13 protein-coding genes and 1 pseudogene are annotated in these 16,203 nt (G+C 69.8%); 3 read left to right on the forward strand and 11 right to left on the reverse strand.

Going from position 1 to position 16,203, the window contains the following annotated elements; genetic code table 11:
- Positions 1 to 51 precede the first annotated feature (51 nt).
- The 5 genes from pafA to G6023_RS10530 form a co-directional block, all read right to left on the reverse strand.
- Complete coding sequence (gene pafA, locus G6023_RS10510; RefSeq protein ID WP_182635405.1) at positions 52 to 1,458, reverse strand: Pup--protein ligase; 1,407 nt, start codon at positions 1,456 to 1,458, stop codon at positions 52 to 54.
- A gap of 6 nt (positions 1,459 to 1,464) precedes the next feature.
- The gene (locus G6023_RS10515; protein WP_017836742.1) at positions 1,465 to 1,641 is read right to left on the reverse strand and encodes a ubiquitin-like protein Pup; all 177 of its coding nucleotides are present in this window, start codon (positions 1,639 to 1,641) and stop codon (positions 1,465 to 1,467) included.
- A gap of 46 nt (positions 1,642 to 1,687) precedes the next feature.
- Positions 1,688 to 3,205, reverse strand: a complete 1,518-nt coding sequence (gene dop / locus G6023_RS10520) for a depupylase/deamidase Dop (protein WP_182635408.1) — start codon at positions 3,203 to 3,205, stop codon at positions 1,688 to 1,690.
- Positions 3,202 to 4,902, reverse strand: a complete 1,701-nt coding sequence (gene arc / locus G6023_RS10525) for a proteasome ATPase (protein ID WP_132063315.1) — start codon at positions 4,900 to 4,902, stop codon at positions 3,202 to 3,204. The genes dop and arc overlap by 4 nt, the downstream gene beginning before the upstream one ends.
- A gap of 97 nt (positions 4,903 to 4,999) precedes the next feature.
- On the reverse strand, positions 5,000 to 5,839 hold the full coding sequence (locus G6023_RS10530; protein WP_069390069.1) for a tRNA (adenine-N1)-methyltransferase: 840 nt from the start codon (positions 5,837 to 5,839) through the stop codon (positions 5,000 to 5,002).
- Between the two features lie 59 nt (positions 5,840 to 5,898).
- On the opposite strand from G6023_RS10530, the gene G6023_RS10535 reads away from it, so the two are divergent.
- Together G6023_RS10535 and G6023_RS10540 are read left to right on the forward strand one after the other, a co-directional pair.
- Positions 5,899 to 6,810 (forward strand): RecB family exonuclease, encoded by a 912-nt coding sequence (locus G6023_RS10535; protein ID WP_069390068.1) that lies wholly within the window; start codon positions 5,899 to 5,901, stop codon positions 6,808 to 6,810.
- A complete protein-coding gene (locus tag G6023_RS10540) occupies positions 6,807 to 7,577 on the forward strand; it encodes a thioesterase family protein (RefSeq protein WP_069390067.1) in 771 nt (256 codons plus the stop codon). The genes G6023_RS10535 and G6023_RS10540 overlap by 4 nt, the downstream gene beginning before the upstream one ends.
- A 101-nt stretch (positions 7,578 to 7,678) precedes the next feature.
- Here the strand turns inward: G6023_RS10540 and hisG are convergent, their stop codons facing one another.
- From hisG to metH, 6 genes and pseudogenes are all read right to left on the reverse strand, one after another.
- Entirely contained in the window at positions 7,679 to 8,530 is an 852-nt protein-coding gene (hisG, locus tag G6023_RS10545; protein ID WP_182635410.1) for an ATP phosphoribosyltransferase, read from the reverse strand.
- A 49-nt stretch (positions 8,531 to 8,579) separates the two neighbouring features.
- Entirely contained in the window at positions 8,580 to 8,843 is a 264-nt protein-coding gene (locus G6023_RS10550) for a phosphoribosyl-ATP diphosphatase (RefSeq protein WP_120283215.1), read from the reverse strand.
- Positions 8,840 to 9,556 (reverse strand): HAD family hydrolase, encoded by a 717-nt coding sequence (locus G6023_RS10555; protein ID WP_182635412.1) that lies wholly within the window; start codon positions 9,554 to 9,556, stop codon positions 8,840 to 8,842. The genes G6023_RS10550 and G6023_RS10555 overlap by 4 nt, the downstream gene beginning before the upstream one ends.
- Before the next feature lie 3 nt (positions 9,557 to 9,559).
- A complete protein-coding gene (locus tag G6023_RS16165; RefSeq protein WP_277817526.1) occupies positions 9,560 to 10,471 on the reverse strand; it encodes an HAD-IC family P-type ATPase in 912 nt (303 codons plus the stop codon).
- Positions 10,410 to 11,582 (reverse strand): annotated as a pseudogene (locus G6023_RS16170) (HAD-IC family P-type ATPase); the annotation flags it as partial. The pseudogene G6023_RS16170 and the gene G6023_RS16165, both read right to left, overlap by 62 nt.
- 65 nt (positions 11,583 to 11,647) lie before the next feature.
- Positions 11,648 to 15,208: a methionine synthase gene (metH, locus tag G6023_RS10565; RefSeq protein WP_182635414.1), complete on the reverse strand. Its 3,561-nt coding sequence runs from the start codon at positions 15,206 to 15,208 to the stop codon at positions 11,648 to 11,650.
- A gap of 49 nt (positions 15,209 to 15,257) precedes the next feature.
- Here metH and G6023_RS10570 point away from each other — a divergent pair, with 49 nt between their 5' ends.
- Complete coding sequence (locus G6023_RS10570) at positions 15,258 to 16,184, forward strand: PAC2 family protein (protein ID WP_067714429.1); 927 nt, start codon at positions 15,258 to 15,260, stop codon at positions 16,182 to 16,184.
- Positions 16,185 to 16,203: the final 19 nt, after the last annotated feature.

The raw sequence follows: 16,203 nt of genomic DNA on the forward strand, positions 1-16,203 counted from the left end.
TCACGAGGTTGACCAGACGTTGGGACTTCGAGGTGGGCACGCCTGGAGACGCTATCGTCCGAGCGCGGCGACGAGTTCGTCGACACGCGGGTCCTCGTGGGCGAACGGGTCCGTCAGCGCGACGGTGGGCAGGGTGCCGTCGGAGACCTTGAGGTGGACCCAGTCCACGGTGAAGTCGCGCTCGGCGTCCCGGGCGGCCGTGATGAACCTGCCACGCAGCGCGGCGCGGGTGGTCTCGGGGGCGACGGTGCGGGCCCGCTCCACCTCGGCGTCGTCCACGACGCGGGAGACGAGCCCGCGGCGTTCGAGGACCGAGTGCAGCCCGCGTCCGGGCCGCACGTCGTGGTAGGTCAGGTCGATCTGGGACAGCCTCGGGTGGTCGAGGTCGACGCCGGTCTTCGCCTGGACCTGCCGGATGAGCCGCAGTTTGGCGGCCCAGTCGATGTCGGCGGCGATCGACTCGTGGTCCCCGGACTCGACGGCGTCGAGCACCCGCTCCCACAGGGCCACGCACCGCTCGATGTCGGGGCGGTCGTCGCGCTCCCAGCCGCCGCTGTCGAGGTAGCGGTGGACCGCGGCGAGGAACTCCCGCTGGATCTCCAGCGCCGTCATGGTGGTGCCGTCGGTCATCGCGACGGGCCGCGTGCCGGTGAGGTCGCGGCTGACTTCCCGGATCGCCCTCACCGGGTGCGCCACCGCCATCGGGCGCAGCTCGACGCCCGCCTCGAGCATCTCCAGCACGAGCCGGGTGCTGGCGATCTTGAGCAGCGTGGTGGTCTCGATCATGTTGGAGTCGCCCACGATCACGTGCATGCGCCGGAACCGGGTCGAGTCGGCGTGCGGCTCGTCTCGGGTGTTGATGAGCGGTCGCGACCGGGTGGTGGCGGACGAGACGCCGTCCCACATGTGTTCGGCGCGCTGGGAGAAGCAGAACGTCGGTTCCTCCGTCTCGCCGAGCCCCACGCCCGCCGGGGTGCCGGGTAGGATCTTGCCGGCGCCGCAGAGGAGCTGCCGGCTCACGAGGAACGGCAACAGTGTGGTGGCGATGCTGCGGACCTGGGTGGCCCGGTCGAGCAGGTAGTTCTCGTGGCACCCGTAGGAGTTGCCCACCGAGTCGGTGTTGTTCTTGAACAGATAGACGTTGACGTCGATCCCCTCGGCGGCGAGTGCCTGCTCGGCCTGCAGGGCGAGGTCGTCGACGATCCGCTCCCCCGCCCTGTCGTGCGCGACGAGCTGGCGCAGGCCGTCGCATTCGGCGGTCGCGTACTCGGGGTGGGAGCCCACGTCGAGGTAGAGGCGGGAGCCGTTCTCCAGGAAGACGTTGGAGCTGCGCCACCGCTGCACGACGGGCCGGAAGAAGTAGCGGGCGATCTCGTCGGCGCCGAGGGACCGCGCGCCGTCACCGCCGACGCTGGTGATCCCGAACTCCGTCTCGATCCCGACGATGCGACGGATCATGGCGGTCTACTGCCCGCCCTTCTGGACGTAGGACTTCACGAACTCCTCGGCGTTGGTCTCGAGGATGTCGTCGATCTCGTCGAGGAGGGAATCGGCGGACGAGGTCTGGGCGGTCTTGGCGACCTGCCCGGCCTCGTCGTCCGACTCTCCTGCGCCGCCGGCGCTCTTCTGGATCTGGGACATGGTGTGGGCTGCTCCTGTGTCGGTGTAGGCGGGGTGGACGGGGTGCTCAGTGGACAGGCGGGCCGTCGGGGCTGAGGAAGTCCGGGTGGGCGTCGCAGTGGGCCCGGGTCCCCGTGTACGGGTCGGCCAGGTCGACGTGACGGTGGTCGCCGCGGGAATCGACGACGACGACGTGATCCCATCCCGCGGCGTGGATGCGGTCGCCGAGCTCGGCCAGGAAGCGACCCCTGGCCCAGGCCCGCGTGGACTCGGGAGGGGTCGTGACCGCGGCCTCCACCTGTGCCTCGGTGACCAGTCTGCGCATGGCCCCCTTGCTCACGAGACGGTTGTAGAGTCCGCGGTCGGGGTCGATGTCGTGGTACTGGACGTCGATGAGGGCGAGTCGCGCGTGGTCCCAGTCCAGTGCGTCGCGGGCGCGGAATCCCTCGAGCAGGCGCAGCTTGGCAGGCCAGTCCAGGCGGTCGGCGCACGACATGGGGTTCTCCTCGAGGACGTCGAGGATCTCCCGCCATTCGGCGAGGACCTCGGTGGCCCAGTCCGGTCGGCCGGCGCCGTCGCCGACGAGGTCGGCGACCCGGTCCAGGATCTCGCGTTGGAGACCGATCCCGGTCAGTGCGCGGCCGTCGGGCAGCGGCACCGTGGCGGTCAGCGACGTGTCGTGACTGATGACGTGCACCGCCTCCACGGGGTCGACGGGCAGGAGATCGGAGAAGTCCACGCCCTCCTCGATCGCGTCCAGGACCAGGCACGTGGTGCCGATCTTGAGGTACGTCGCCAGTTCGGACATGTTCGCGTCGCCGATGATCACGTGCAGTCGGCGCCACGTCTCGTCGGACGCGTGCGGCTCGTCGCGGGTGTTGATGATCCCGCGACGCAGGGTCGTCTCGAGCCCGGTGAGCACCTCGATGTAGTCGGCGCGCTGGGAGAGCTGGAAGCCGGCCGTCTCGCCGGACTGCCCGATCCCCACGCGTCCGGCGCCGCAGAACACCTGCCGGGACAGCAGGTGCGGCGCCAGGCTCAGGGTCAGGGCGTCGAAGTCGACGTCGCGGCGGACGAGGTAGTTCTCGTGCGCGCCGTACGAGGCGCCCTTGCCGTCGACGTTGTTCTTGTACAGCTTGAGTTCGGCGTTGCCCTCGGTCGCCGAGGACTCGACCCCGGCGCGGTGCATGACGAGCTCGCCGGCCTTGTCCCAGATCACCGCGTCGCGCGGGGAGTCGACCTCCGGCGCGGAGTACTCGGGGTGTGCGTGGTCGACGTAGAAGCGCGCGCCGTTGGTCAGCACCCGGTTGGTCACCCCGAACTCGCTGGGGTCGTAGGCGCGCACGGCTCCCAGGTCGAAACCGCGGGCGTCGCGCAGGGGCGATTCCGACTCGTAGTCCCAGCGGGTCTCGTCGGCGCCGCCGGCGGACTCCCCGGGGTCGGTGTAGGCCTTGATCACCTGGGTGGAGGTGACCACCGAGCTGAGCAGGGGCTGCCCGACCGCGACGATGCCGAACTCGATCTCGGTGCCGATGATCCGGCCTCGCCCGACCTCACCCGACGCGCTCTGAACGGGAGGGGTCACTGGTCCACGCCCTTGTTGGGGATGGAGACGTCGACGACGCGTTCACCGCGGACACCGGTCAGCCGCGCCCATTCCTGCGGGTTGGAGGTGTTGGGCAGGTCCGCGCTCTCGGCGAACTCGGCGTCGACAGCGTCGAGGAAGTCGTCTGTGGTCAGGCCCTGCCCGGTGCCGTGGACGATGTCCTTGATCGCCAGCTTCTTGGCCCGGTCCACGATGTTGCGCAGCATCGCCCCGGAGGTGAGGTCGGCCAGGTACAGGGAGGACCGGCGGCCCGACGCGTACACCAGGTGCACGTACGTGGTGGACGCGTCGCGCGTGTAGAGCCTGTCGACGATCCGGTCGATGAGGTCCGCCACGTGCGTCTGCTCGTCCGCGTCCCCGACCTCCTCCGGGTCGAAGCGCAGGTCGGGGGTGATGTATTTCGCCAGGATGTCGGTCGCGGCGTCGCGGTCGGGCCGGTCGATGCGGATCTTCAGGTCGAGCCGGCCGGGGCGCAGGATGGCCGGGTCGATCATGTCCTCGCGGTTGGAGGCGCCGATCACGATGACGTTGCGCAGGTCCTCCACGCCGTCGATCTCCGCGAGCAGCTGGGGCACGATCGTGGTCTCCATGTCCGAGGAGACTCCGGAACCGCGGGTGCGGAAGATCGAGTCCATCTCGTCGAAGAACACGATGACCGGGTTGCCCTCGGTCGCCTTCTCACGCGCCCGCTCGAAGATGGAGCGGATGTGCCGCTCGGTCTCGCCGACGTACTTGTTGAGCAGTTCCGGGCCCTTGATGGACAGGAAGTACGAGTTGGGATAGCGACCGTCGGAGACGTCGTCGCCCCGGGAGACCGCCGACGCGCGGGCCAACGAGTGCGCGACGGCCTTGGCGATGAGGGTCTTGCCGCAGCCGGGGGGCCCGTAGAGCAGGACGCCCTTGGGTGGGGCCAGGTGGAACTCGCGGTAGAGGTCGTGGTGGATGAAGGGCAGCTCGATGGCGTCGCGGATCTGCTCGATCTGCGGTCCGAGTCCACCGATGTCGGAGTACTCCACCATCGGGATCTCCTCGAGCAGGAGCTCGTCGACCTCGGCCTTGGGCACGACCTCGTACGCCACGCCCGCCTTGGGGTCGACCAGCACCGCGTCGCCCGGACGGACCGGGGCGGGGTGCTCGGCGGTCCGACCGCCCCGCAGCGCGGTGGCCAGCACGACGATGTGCTCCTCGTCGTTGCCCATTACGACGCGGGCGCGGACGCCGTCGGCGAGTACGTCACGGAACATGGCGGTGACGCCCGTGACGGGCAGCTCTCCGGAGACCTCGAGCACGGTCAAGGCCTCGTTGAGACGCACCGTCGTACCGGCGGTGAGTTCGGCAGGGTCCACCCCCGGGGCGATCGCGAGGCGCATCCGCCTACCCGCGGCCATGACCTCCACGGTGTCCGGGCCGGAGGGTCGGGCCAGGACCACGCCGTAGGTGCTGGGCGGGGTGCCGAGTCGTTCGACCTCACTCTTGAGCGCCTCGAGCTGGTCGCGCGAGTCCTTGAGCAGGTCCGCGAGCCGGACGTTGCGGGCGCCGAGGGCGTCGATCTTGATCGTCTTCTCGCGGTCCGAACGGGCCCCCTCGTCCACGGCCTTGCGCAGCCGTGCGAGCTCGGCCCGGTCGATGGCGACCCGGTCCTGCCCGTCGCCGGCCGGGGATCGTCCCTCGGTCACGCGATCACCTGCCCTCCTGGTCGTCGACGAGTCACCTCGTCGTCGTCCCCTCCACCCTATCGGCGGACGCGGGCGCAGGTCCCTGCGAGTCCGCCGGTCAGCCCTTTCCGCTGCGCCGCTTGGGCTTGAGGGTGGTCACGCCCTCGGCGAGCCGGCGGGCGGTCACGAGGAACGCCGTGTGGCCCTGCATGCGGTGCTCCGGACGCACGGCCAGGCCGACCACGTGCCAGCCGCGGTTGATCGACTCCCACGCCCGTGGCTCGGTCCAGCACTGCTGACGCCGCAGGGCCTCCACGACGTCCGACAGCTGGGTCGTGGTGGCCACGTAGGCGACCAGCACCCCGCCGGGCACCAACACGTCGCTCACCGTGGGCAGGCACTCCCAGGGCGCGAGCATGTCCAGCACCACGCGGTCGACCTGGCCCCCCAGCGCCTCCACGGAGGTCTCGGCCAGGTCCGCGACGCGCAGGTCCCAGTTCTCGGGGTGCTCGCCGTAGAACGTACGGACGTTGCGCTCGGCGTGCTCGGCGTGGTCCTCACGGATCTCGTAGGAGAACACCCGCCCCTCGGGGCCCACCGCCCGGAGCAGCGAACAGGTCAGCGCGCCGGAACCGGCCCCGGCCTCCAGGACCCGGGCGCCGGGGAACACGTCACCCTCGTGCACGATCTGCGCGGCGTCCTTGGGGTAGATCACCTGGGCGCCGCGCGGCATGGACAGCACGTAGTCGGTGAGCAGCGGCCGGAGCGCGAGGTAGTGGGAGTCCTTGGTCGAGGTCACGATCGACCCCTCCGGCGCACCGATCAGGTCGTCGTGGCGGACGGCCCCGTGGTGGGTGAAGAACTCGGCGCCCTCGACGAGGACGACCGTGTACTTGCGCCCCTTGGTGTCGGTGAGTTGGACGCGGTCGCCCACGACGAACGGACCGGATCGCTGCACGGGACCTCCAGGGGGGACATACGGGCCGGTTGTCCGACCGGTTGTCTACCCTGCCAGGTGTGACGGATCCCCTGGAAATCGGCGGCATCCCGGCAGCGGGCGACGTACCCCTGCCGGAACGCAAGCCCCTCGCCCTGTCCGCCTCGCGCGCGGCGGACTTCCGGCAGTGCCCGCTGCTGTACCGCCTGCGCACCATCGACCGGATCCCGGAGCCCAAGACCCGCGCCCAGGTGACGGGCACCGTCGTCCACTCGGTGCTCGAGGAGCTCTACGGCCTCGAGCAGGCCGACCGGGCACCGCAGCGCGCCGCGGACCTCGTCCCCGCCGCCGTCGAGCACTTCTACGCGGCGGAGGACGGGGCCGACGTGGTACCTGTGGCCGAACGCCCCGGGTTCGAGGCCGAGGTCGCGGGCCTGGTCTCGGCCCTCTACGGCGTCGAGGACCCGCAGCGCTTCTCCCCCACCTCGTGCGAGCAGTACCTGCTCACGGCCACTCAGTCGGGCACCCCGCTCCACGGATACCTCGACCGGGTCGACGTGGCACCGACCGGCGAGGTCAGGGTCGTCGACTACAAGACCGGCAAACCCCCGAACCCGCGGTACCAGCACCAGGCGATGTTCCAGATGCGCTTCTACGCCCTGATGTACCACCGCGTCCACGGGGTGCTCCCCGCGCAGCTCAAACTCATCTACCTCAAGAACGGCAGCTGGCTCACCCTCACCCCGGATCATGCATCCCTCGGCGAGACCGAGGCGTCCCTCGACTCGCTCTGGTCGGAGATCGAGCGGGCCGGGGAGACGGGGGACTTCCGCCCCCGTACGTCCCGCCTGTGCGACTGGTGCAATCATCAGGCCCTGTGTCCGGCGTACGGCGGTACCCCGCCGGAGTACCCGGGGTGGCCCGGGACGCGGGTGGTACCAGCCGGGACGGACAGTCTGTTGTCAGGTCAGGGAGAACCGAGGAGAACATGATGACGGAGGCCTACTTCGAGCCGCTGGGTACCGACGACGGCTGGGAGGTCTTCCGAGCGACGCCGCACACCGTGAGCGCCTGGGGCCCCGACCTGCAACACGGGGCCCCGCCCTCTGCCCTCCTCACCCGGGCCATGGATCGGCTGGACCCGTCCGACGAGACGCGCATCGCGCGGGTGGCGGTCGACCTGCTGGGTCCGGTGCCCCTGGGCGAGTTGCGGACGCGGGCGCGCGTGACCCGACCGGGCCGGCGGATCCAGCTGGTCGAGTCCGAGCTCGAGGCGCGGGGACGGATCGTCGCCCGGGCGAGTGCGTGGCGGATGCTCGTCAGCGACACCGCGGAGGTCGAGCAGACGCTGGATCAGCCCCGCCGGCTGCCTGGGGCCGATCACAACAGTGAGTTCTTCAACCGCTGGACCAGCGGTTACATCGACTCTCTCGAGATCCGGGGTGCCGAGGACGGCACGGTGTGGGCGCGGCCCACCCTGCCGCTGGTGGCAGGTGAGGAGACGACCCCCGCCGAGCACGTGATGTGCGTGGCGGACATCGCCAACGGCGTCGGAGCGGTCCTCGAGCCCCACGAGTGGCGATTCCTCAATACCGACGTCATCACGCACCTGCACCGCCGGCCCGTCGGGCAGTGGATCGGGGTGACAGCGCGGGCCTCGATCGGTCCCGACGGGGTGGGCGCGACCACCGGAACGCTCTTCGACGAGGTCGGTGCGATCGGCCACACCCTGCAGGCACTGCTGATCGAGCGGGTCTGATCGGGCGCGGTCCCAGCCCGAGGATCCGCTACTCCGACTGCGGATCCGCTACCCCTGTGCGGGTAGCGGATTCGAAGGGAGGGTAGCGGATCTTGTGGTTGTCAGCCCATCCGGCAGGAGCGGATGTCGGTCGCGATGACCGACTTCGCACCGGACGCGGCGAGCTCGTCCATGATCGAGTTGACCCGCTTGCGCGGCACCATCGACCGGACGGCGATCCACGCCGGGTCCGCCATCGGCGAGACCGTGGGCGACTCGATCCCCGGCGTGATCGCCGAGACCTCGTCGAGCAGATCCTTGGGGCAGTTGTAGTCGAGCATCATGTACTGCTGGGCGAACACCACACCCTGCAGGCGCGCCCTGAGCTGTGCCATCGCCGCGGATACCTCGGCGTCCGCCCGGGAGATCAGCACGCCCGAGGAGTCGCACAGGATGTCGCCGAACGCCTCCAGGCCGTGGACCTTGAGCGTCCGCCCGGACCCCACGACGTCGGCGATGCAGTCGGCCACCCCCAGCTGGATCGAGATCTCCACGGCGCCGTCGAGGCGGATGACCTCCGCCTCGACCCCCCGCTGCTGGAGGTCCCGACGCACGATATTGGGGTACGAGGTCGCGATCCGCGCGCCGGCGAGCCGGTCGGTGGACCATCCCGCCCCGGTGGGACCGGCGTAACGGAAGGTGGAGTGGCCGAAGCCCAGATCGAGGAGCTCATCGACCTCGGCCATGGAATCCGCGGCCAGATCCCGGCCGGTGATGCCCATCTCGAGGCGGCCGGAGCCCACATAGACGGCGATGTCCTTGGGACGGAGGAAGAAGAACTCGACGTCGTTGTCCGGGTCGATCAGCGTGAGGTCTTTGCTCCCCTCGTGCCGACGGCGGTACCCCGCCTCGGCGAGCATCTCGGAGGCGGACTCGGACAGGGCGCCCTTGTTGGGCAGTGCGACGCGCAGCATGACGGGGGCTCCGGGATCTGTGAGCGTGAGGGTGGACGCGGGGCGGGGTCTAGAGATGTCGGTAGACGTCCTCGAGGCCCAGTCCGCGCCTGAGCATCATGACCTGGGTCCAGTACAGGAGCTGCGAGATCTCCTCCGCCAGTTCCTCGTCGGACTGGTACTCGGCGGCGATCCACACCTCTCCGGCTTCTTCGATGACCTTCTTGCCCAGATGATGCACACCCTTGTCGAACGCGGCGACGGTGCCGGACCCCTCGGGGCGCGCGGTGATGCGCTCGGACAGCTCGGTGAACAGCGAGTCGAAGGTCTTCACACGCTCGATTGTCCCATAGCCGCACCCACGGGTGTGCCGGAGGTGAGCCCGTGGAGCGCCGCGGTGTCGACGCCCTCCAGGGTGTCGTGGGTGTGGGCCCCGACGACGCCGGACTGGCCGTCGGTCGACGGGATGTACAGCACCCGGCATCCGGCGGCGACCGCCGCGGTCGCGCCGGTGACGGAATCCTCCACCGCCACCGCCGAGCCGGGCTCCACCCCGAGCCGGGCACACGCGAGGAGATACGGGTCCGGGGCGGGCTTGGCCTCGGTGACCATGCACCCGGTGACCACCACGTCGAAGCGGGAGCGGTCGATGAACTCGAGGGGCACCACCGCGACATCGGCGGTGGTGTTGGTGACCAACGCGACCGGGGTCCCCGTCGACGCGATATCGGCGAGGAGATCCTCGGCGCCCGGCCGCCACCTCATATCAGTTCGCATCAACTCGGTGACCCGGGAGTTCAAGCGGTGGGCGAGGCGGTCGAACTCCTCGCCCACGATCCGGCGACCCGTGTACTCGCCGAGGATCTCGAAGAACCCGTGGAGGGAGTTGCCCAGCGTCCTCTCGCGCGTCGTCTCGTCGAGGGGGCGCCCCAGGTGCTCGGCGAGCTCGTACACGGCGATGTCCCACAGTCGCTCGGTGTCGACGAGGGTGCCGTCCATGTCGAGACAGACGGCGGCCGGAACACTGTCAGAGGAATTGCTGGTCACGGCCTACTGTCTACCCGAGTCAGGTGAACCGGGGGTGACCCGAGGCGCCGATTGCGACGGGATCGCATCGAAGTCACTGAGCTTCCGTGGCGCCATCACGACGCGCGCCGAGTTGAGGATCGCCAGCACATCGATGACCTCCTGCGCGATCGCCCCCGCGAGAGGGCTCAGCAACCCGAAGACGGCGAGGAGCATCCCGATCACGGAGGCGGCCATCCCGCCGACCGCTGACTGCAGGGCGATCCGACGCATACGCGCTCCGATATGGAGCAGGTCGTCGAGGCGCTCCAGTGAGGAATCCAGCACCACGGCGTCGGCGGCCTCGGACGTCACGTCGGAGGTGGCACCGAACGCGACTCCTGCGGTCGCGGCCGTCATCGCCGGGGCGTCGTTGATGCCGTCCCCGAGGAACAGCGTCGGCCCCGCGGCAGTGCGTTCGCGGACGATCGCGAGTTTGCCCTCGGGGCCGACCCCGCCGTACACCTCACTGATGCCCACCCGGTCCGCCAACCGGCGGACCTCGGTCTCGCGGTCACCCGAGATGATCATCATGTGCTTGACACCGTGCGAGCGCGGCAGATGTGCGATGAAGTCGCCTGCGGTCGCCCGCGGTTCGTCCCGGAACCGGAGGGTGGCGGCGTACCGGTCGTCCAGGAGGACGATCGATTCCAGACCGGCCTCCGTCCCCGGGAGGAGGTCGACGGCGTCGGGGTCGACCGCGGCGAGTCCACGACGGTTGGTCAGGCGAAGGCTGTGGCCGCCCCACCTCACCGACCAGTCCGGCGCCGGGTTTCTCGGCGACCGAGCTGAGTGGTGGTATGGCGAGACCTCGTTCGGTGGCGGCGTCGACGACAGCTCGGGCGAGAGGATGACGGGAGTAGACCTCGACCGCCGCTGCGGTCGCCAGCACGCCATCCGGATCGGTGCCCGGTCGAGGAATGATCTCGGTCAGGACGGGGCGACCGTAGGTCAGTGTGCCCGTCTTGTCGAACATCATCGTCTCGATCCGGCTGACGTTCTCGAGCATTGCCGGGTTCCGGATGATGATCCCACGCTTGGCGGACAGCGAGATGGCGCCGATGATGGCGACCGGTACGCCGATGAGCAGTGGACACGGGGTCGCGACGACCACTACGGCGAGGAAGCGGGTCGGGTCGCCCGAGATGGCCCAGCCGAGGACGCCGAGGGCAAGTGCGACCAGCGTGTACCAGGCGCCGAGACGGTCGGCCAGGCGACGCATCGGGGGCCGGTGTTCCTCCGCCTCCCGCAGGACGCCGACGATCTGCGCGTACCGGGAGTCTGCCGCCCGGCGTTCGGCCCGGACGGTCAACGCCACCTCGCCGTTGACGGCCCCGGAGAGCACCTGGGAGCCGGGTGACTTCGGCACGACGTACGGTTCGCCGGTCAGGAACGACTCGTCCATGGCGCCGTCGCCACCCACGACCTCGCCGTCGACGGGGCACAGTTCATGAGGCAGGACGAGGAGGAGGTCATCCACGCGGACCTCCTCGGCGCGGATGTCGTCCACGCCCGCGGCCGTAGAGTCCCCGCGGAGTCGATGCGCGATCGTGGGACTGCGCCGCGCGAGGGCGTCGAGGGTGGCCGATGCCCTCCGCGACGCCGCGGCCTCGAGCGCCTCTCCGCCGGACAGCATGAGGACGACGATCGCGGCGACCAGCCACTCGTCTAGAGCGACCGCCGTGATGATCGAGATGGCGGCGAGCATGTCCGCCCCACCCGCGCTCCTCACCGCCGAGCGCAGTACCTCGAGGATGAGTGGGACCCCGCCGACCACGACCACCGCGACCAGGGGCGCCCGGATCGACCACTCGACCGTCGTGGAGACGCCGGGACCGGTGACCGCGCGCGACACGAGGTGGATCGCGATGGCCAGGACGGTGGCCATCGCGAGTACCCCCTGGCGAGAGCCGACGAAGGTTCGGAGTGGCCCGTCCGCCCGGCCCCGCGTCGATGCCGACGCGGGGCTGGTGGATTCACCGCCAGATCGGTGCCCGATGGTGTGCATGACTTCATCATCCGCCGTCGGGTATGTCCTCTACCAGCAAGGACAGGCTGTCCTGCGTGCCGGCCTCAGACGTTGAAGTACTTGGCCTCCGGGTGGTACAGCACGAACGCGTCGGTCGACTGCTCGGGATGCAACTGCAGTTCCTCGGAGAGTTCGACGCCGATGCGCTCGGGCTCGAGCAGATCGACGACCACCTTGCGGGACTCCAGGTCGGGGCAGGCGCCGTAGCCGAAGCTGTACCGGGCACCCCGGTACTTGAGGTTGAAGTACTCCTCGATGCTGTCCGGGTCCTCGTCGGAGACCGTGCCCTCGGGCAGGCGGAGTTCGTCGCGGACCCGTCGGTGCCAGAACTCGGCGAGGGCCTCGGTGAGCTGCACGGACAGGCCGTGTACCTCGAGGTAGTCCCGGTAGTTGTCCGCGGCGAACAGCTCGTTGGCGAAGTCCGCGATGGGCGTGCCCATGGTGACCAGCTGGAACGGCAGCACGTCCACCACTCCCTCGGCCTCGCAGCGCTCCTTGGAGGCCAGGAAGTCGGGGATGGCCAGGAAGCGCGGTCGCTGCTGGCGCGGGAACGCGATCTTGTGGAGCACCTCGGCGTCGGGGCGCGGCTCGGCGAGCACCCAGATCTCCTCGCCCACCGAGTAGGCCGGGAAGTAGCCGTACACCACGGCCGAGTGGGACAGGATGTTCTCGGTGGTCAACCGGTCGATCCACGAACGCAGGCGGGGCCTGCCCTCGGTGGCCACGAGCTCCTCGTAGTCCGGCCCGTCGCCGCTGCGGGTGCCCCGCAGGCCCCACTGGCCGAAGAACAGGGCACGCTCGTCCAGGTGACCGGCGTAGTCCGCCACCGGGATCCCCTTGGCGATCCGGGTCCCCCAGAACGGAGGGGTCGCGATCGGCTGGTCGGCCGCGACGTCCGACCGCTCGGGGACCACGACGGGCTCGGCCTCGGCGGCGCGCTTGGCGGCGATCCGCTCACTGCGAGCGCGGCGCTCGCGGCGTTCTTCGGCCTTGGCCGCGGACTCCGACGACTGCGACATCGGGACCCCGGTCCGTTTGGATGTCATCACCTCGTCCATGAGCCGCAGGCCCTCGAACGCGTCCCGCGCGTAGAACACCTCACCCTGGTACATCCCGGCGAGATCGACCTCGACGTAGGACCGGGTCAGCGCGGCACCGCCGAGTAGGACCGGGAACTCCCCGGCGATCCCCTCCGAGTTGAGCTCGGCGAGGTTGTCCTTCATCACGACGGTCGACTTCACCAGCAGGCCGGACATGCCGATCACGTCGGCCTTGTGCTCGCGGGCCGCGGAGATGATCTCCGAGATCGGCTGCTTGATGCCGATGTTGACCACGTCGTAGCCGTTGTTGGACAGGATGATGTCCACGAGGTTCTTGCCGATGTCGTGCACGTCGCCCTTGACCGTGGCGAGGACGATGCGGCCCTTGCCGTCCTCGTCGCTGGCCTCCATGTGGGGCTCCAGGTGGGCGACCGCGGCCTTCATGGTCTCCGCCGACTGCAGGACGAACGGCAGCTGCATCTGACCGGACCCGAAGAGCTCACCCACGGTCTTCATCCCACCGAGCAGGTGGGTGTTGATGATCTCCAGAGGGGGGATCTCCGCCATCGCGGCGTCGAGGTCCGCCTCGAGTCCCTTGCGCTCGCCGTCGACGATCCTGGCCGACAGCCGCTCCATGAGCGGCATCGCGGCGAGCTCGGCCGCGCGCGCGTCCTTGGCGCCGGCCGCGGACACGCCCTCGAACAGCTCCATGAACACCTGGAGGGGGTCATATCCCTCACCGCGACGGTCGTAGACCAGGTCGAGGGCGACCTCCCGCTGGCGCTCGTCGATCTTGCTCATGGGCAGGATCTTGGAACTGTGCGCGATCGCGGTGTCCAGGCCCGCCTGGATGCACTCGTGCAGGAACACCGAGTTGAGCACCTGGCGGGCGGCCGGGTTGAGGCCGAACGAGATGTTCGACAAGCCGAGCGTGGTGTGGATCTTCGGGTGTGACCCGGTGAGTCGGCGGATGGCCTCGATGGTCTCGATGCCGTCGCGGCGGACCTCCTCCTGGCCGGTCGAGATGGGGAAGGTCAGACAGTCGATGATGATGTCCTCCTCCGCCACCCCCCAGTTACCCGTGAGGTCGGCGATGAGCCGCTCGGCGATCTCGACCTTGCGATCCGCGGTCCGGGCCTGGCCCTCCTCGTCGATGGTCAGCCCGACCACAGCCGCGCCGTGGCGGGAGACCAGCTGCATGATCCGCTGGAAACGGGACTCCGGCCCGTCGCCGTCCTCGTAGTTGACCGAGTTGACCGCGCAGCGGCCACCCAGCTTCTCCAGACCGGCCTCGATGACACCGGGCTCGGTCGAGTCGAGCATGATCGGCAGCGTCGAGGAGGTCGCGAGCCGGCCGGCCAACTCCTTCATGTCGTCGGAGCCGTCCCGGCCGACGTAGTCCACGCAGAGGTCGACCATCTGCGCACCGTCGCGCATCTGCTCCTTGGCGATCTCCATGCAGGTGTCCCAGTCGCCGGCGAGCATGGCCTCGCGGAAACGCTTGGAACCGTTGGCGTTGGTGCGCTCGCCGATCATGAGGATGCCGGCGTCGGCGCGCAGGGGGGTCGAGCTGTACAGCGAGGCGACCGCGTTGACGGGCTCCACCCGACGCTCGGCCTTCTCGCGGCCCAGGACCTCGTCGCGCAGGCGGATGATGTGCTCGGGGGTCGTTCCGCAGCACCCGCCCACCATCGACAGGCCGAACTCGGAGACGAAGTCGGCCACCTGCGGCGCGAACGCGTCGGCGCCCAGGGGGTAGACGGCGCCGTGCTCGCCGAGCTCCGGCAGTCCCGCGTTGGGCATGACCGACACGGGGATCCCGGCGTGCCGGGACAGGAACCGCAGGTGCTCGATCATCTCGGCCGGACCCGTGGCGCAGTTGAGGCCGATCATGTCGATGCCCAGCGGCTCCAACGCGGTGAGGGCCGCGCCGATGTCCGAGCCGAGCAGCATGGTGCCCGTGGTCTCGATGGTGACGTGGGAGATGATCGGCAGCCGCCGGCCGGCGGCGGCCATCCCGTCCTGGCACCCGAGCACCGCGGCCTTGACCTGGAGCAGGTCCTGGCTCGTCTCGATGAGGTAGGCGTCCGCGCCACCTCGTGCCAGCCCCTCGGCGGCCTGGGCGTACGCGTCCCGCATCTCCTCGAAGGTGGTCTGCCCCAGGGAGGGCAGCTTGGTGCCCGGCCCGAGGGAACCCAGCACCATCCGGGGGGTCCCGTCCTCGGACGGACCCATCTCGTCGGCGACCTTGCGGGCGATCGCCGCGCCCTTCTCCGCGAGCTCACCGATCCGGTCGACGATGTTGTAGTCACCCAGGTTGGACAGGTTGCAGCCGAAGGTGTTGGTCTCCACCAGATCGGCGCCAGCGGTGAAGAACGCCCGGTGGATGTCCTCCACGACGTCCGGACGTGTGGCGTTGAGGATCTCGTTGCAGCCCTCCAAGCCCAGGAAGTCCGCGTCCACGTCGAGGTCGACGGCCTGCAACATCGTGCCCATCGCCCCGTCACCGATCAGTACTCGCCGACGGGCGGCATCCAATAAGGGCGAATCGAAATCGACAGACATGGCCCCAGTGTATGGGTGGGGAACAACCGGACGAACGTAGGCTGTACTAATGACTGTCCAATGGAGTCCCGACGGGCATCTCGATCTGGAGAGCCCGGTGATGATCGTGGCCTTCGAGGGCTGGAACGACGCCGCGGACGTGGCGACCGGCACCATCGAACACCTCGCCCTGAACTGGGAGGCCCGCCAGATCGCCGAGGTCGGCGGTGACGAGTTCTTCGACTACCTGGACCAGCGGCCCGTCGTCCGGATCTCGGGTGGGGTGTCCCGCTCGGTGGAGTGGCCCCGGGTGGTGGTGTCGGCGTGTCGACCGGACGGGTTCGCCGCGGACGTGTTGCTGGTGCGGGGGCCCGAGCCGGCCCTGAAGTGGCGCCGGTTCGCCTCGGAGTTCGTCGACCTGGTCGACACCCTCGGGGTGTCCCAGGTGATCCTGCTGGGGGCCTACCTCGCCGACGTGCCGCACACCCGTCCGGTCCCGCTCACCGGCGCGGCGTTCAGCCGCCAGCGGATGGCGACGATGGGTGTCGAACCGTCGGACTACGAGGGGCCCACCGGGATGTCCGGGGTGCTCCAGCAACTGCTCACCGAGGCGGGGGTGCCCACGCTGAGTGTGTTCGCGGGGGTCCCCCACTACGTGGCCTCGCCGCCGAACCCTCGGGGCACCGAGGCGATGTTGTCCTGGATCGCGGAGAACCTGGGCATGGCGGTACCGATGGACGCGCTGCGCGTGCAGGCGCGGACGTGGGCCGACCGTGTCGACGCCGCCGCGGGCGAGGATGAGGACCTCCGCGATTACATCCAGTCCCTCGAGGACCGGATGGACGAGGACTCCGGAGTGACCCCGGGGGTCGACCCGGAGCCCGACCGCGGCCGCGCGTCGGGTGGGGAGGCGATGCCACTGGTCGACGGCGACGCGATCGCCGCCGAGTTCGAGCGCTTCCTGCGGGGCGAGCGGGACGAGCCCGACGCCGGGTGACCCGCGGCCGGTCGGGACG

It is taken from the genome of Dietzia sp. DQ11-71, assembly GCF_014144995.1.
GTDB lineage: Bacteria > Actinomycetota > Actinomycetes > Mycobacteriales > Mycobacteriaceae > Dietzia > Dietzia kunjamensis.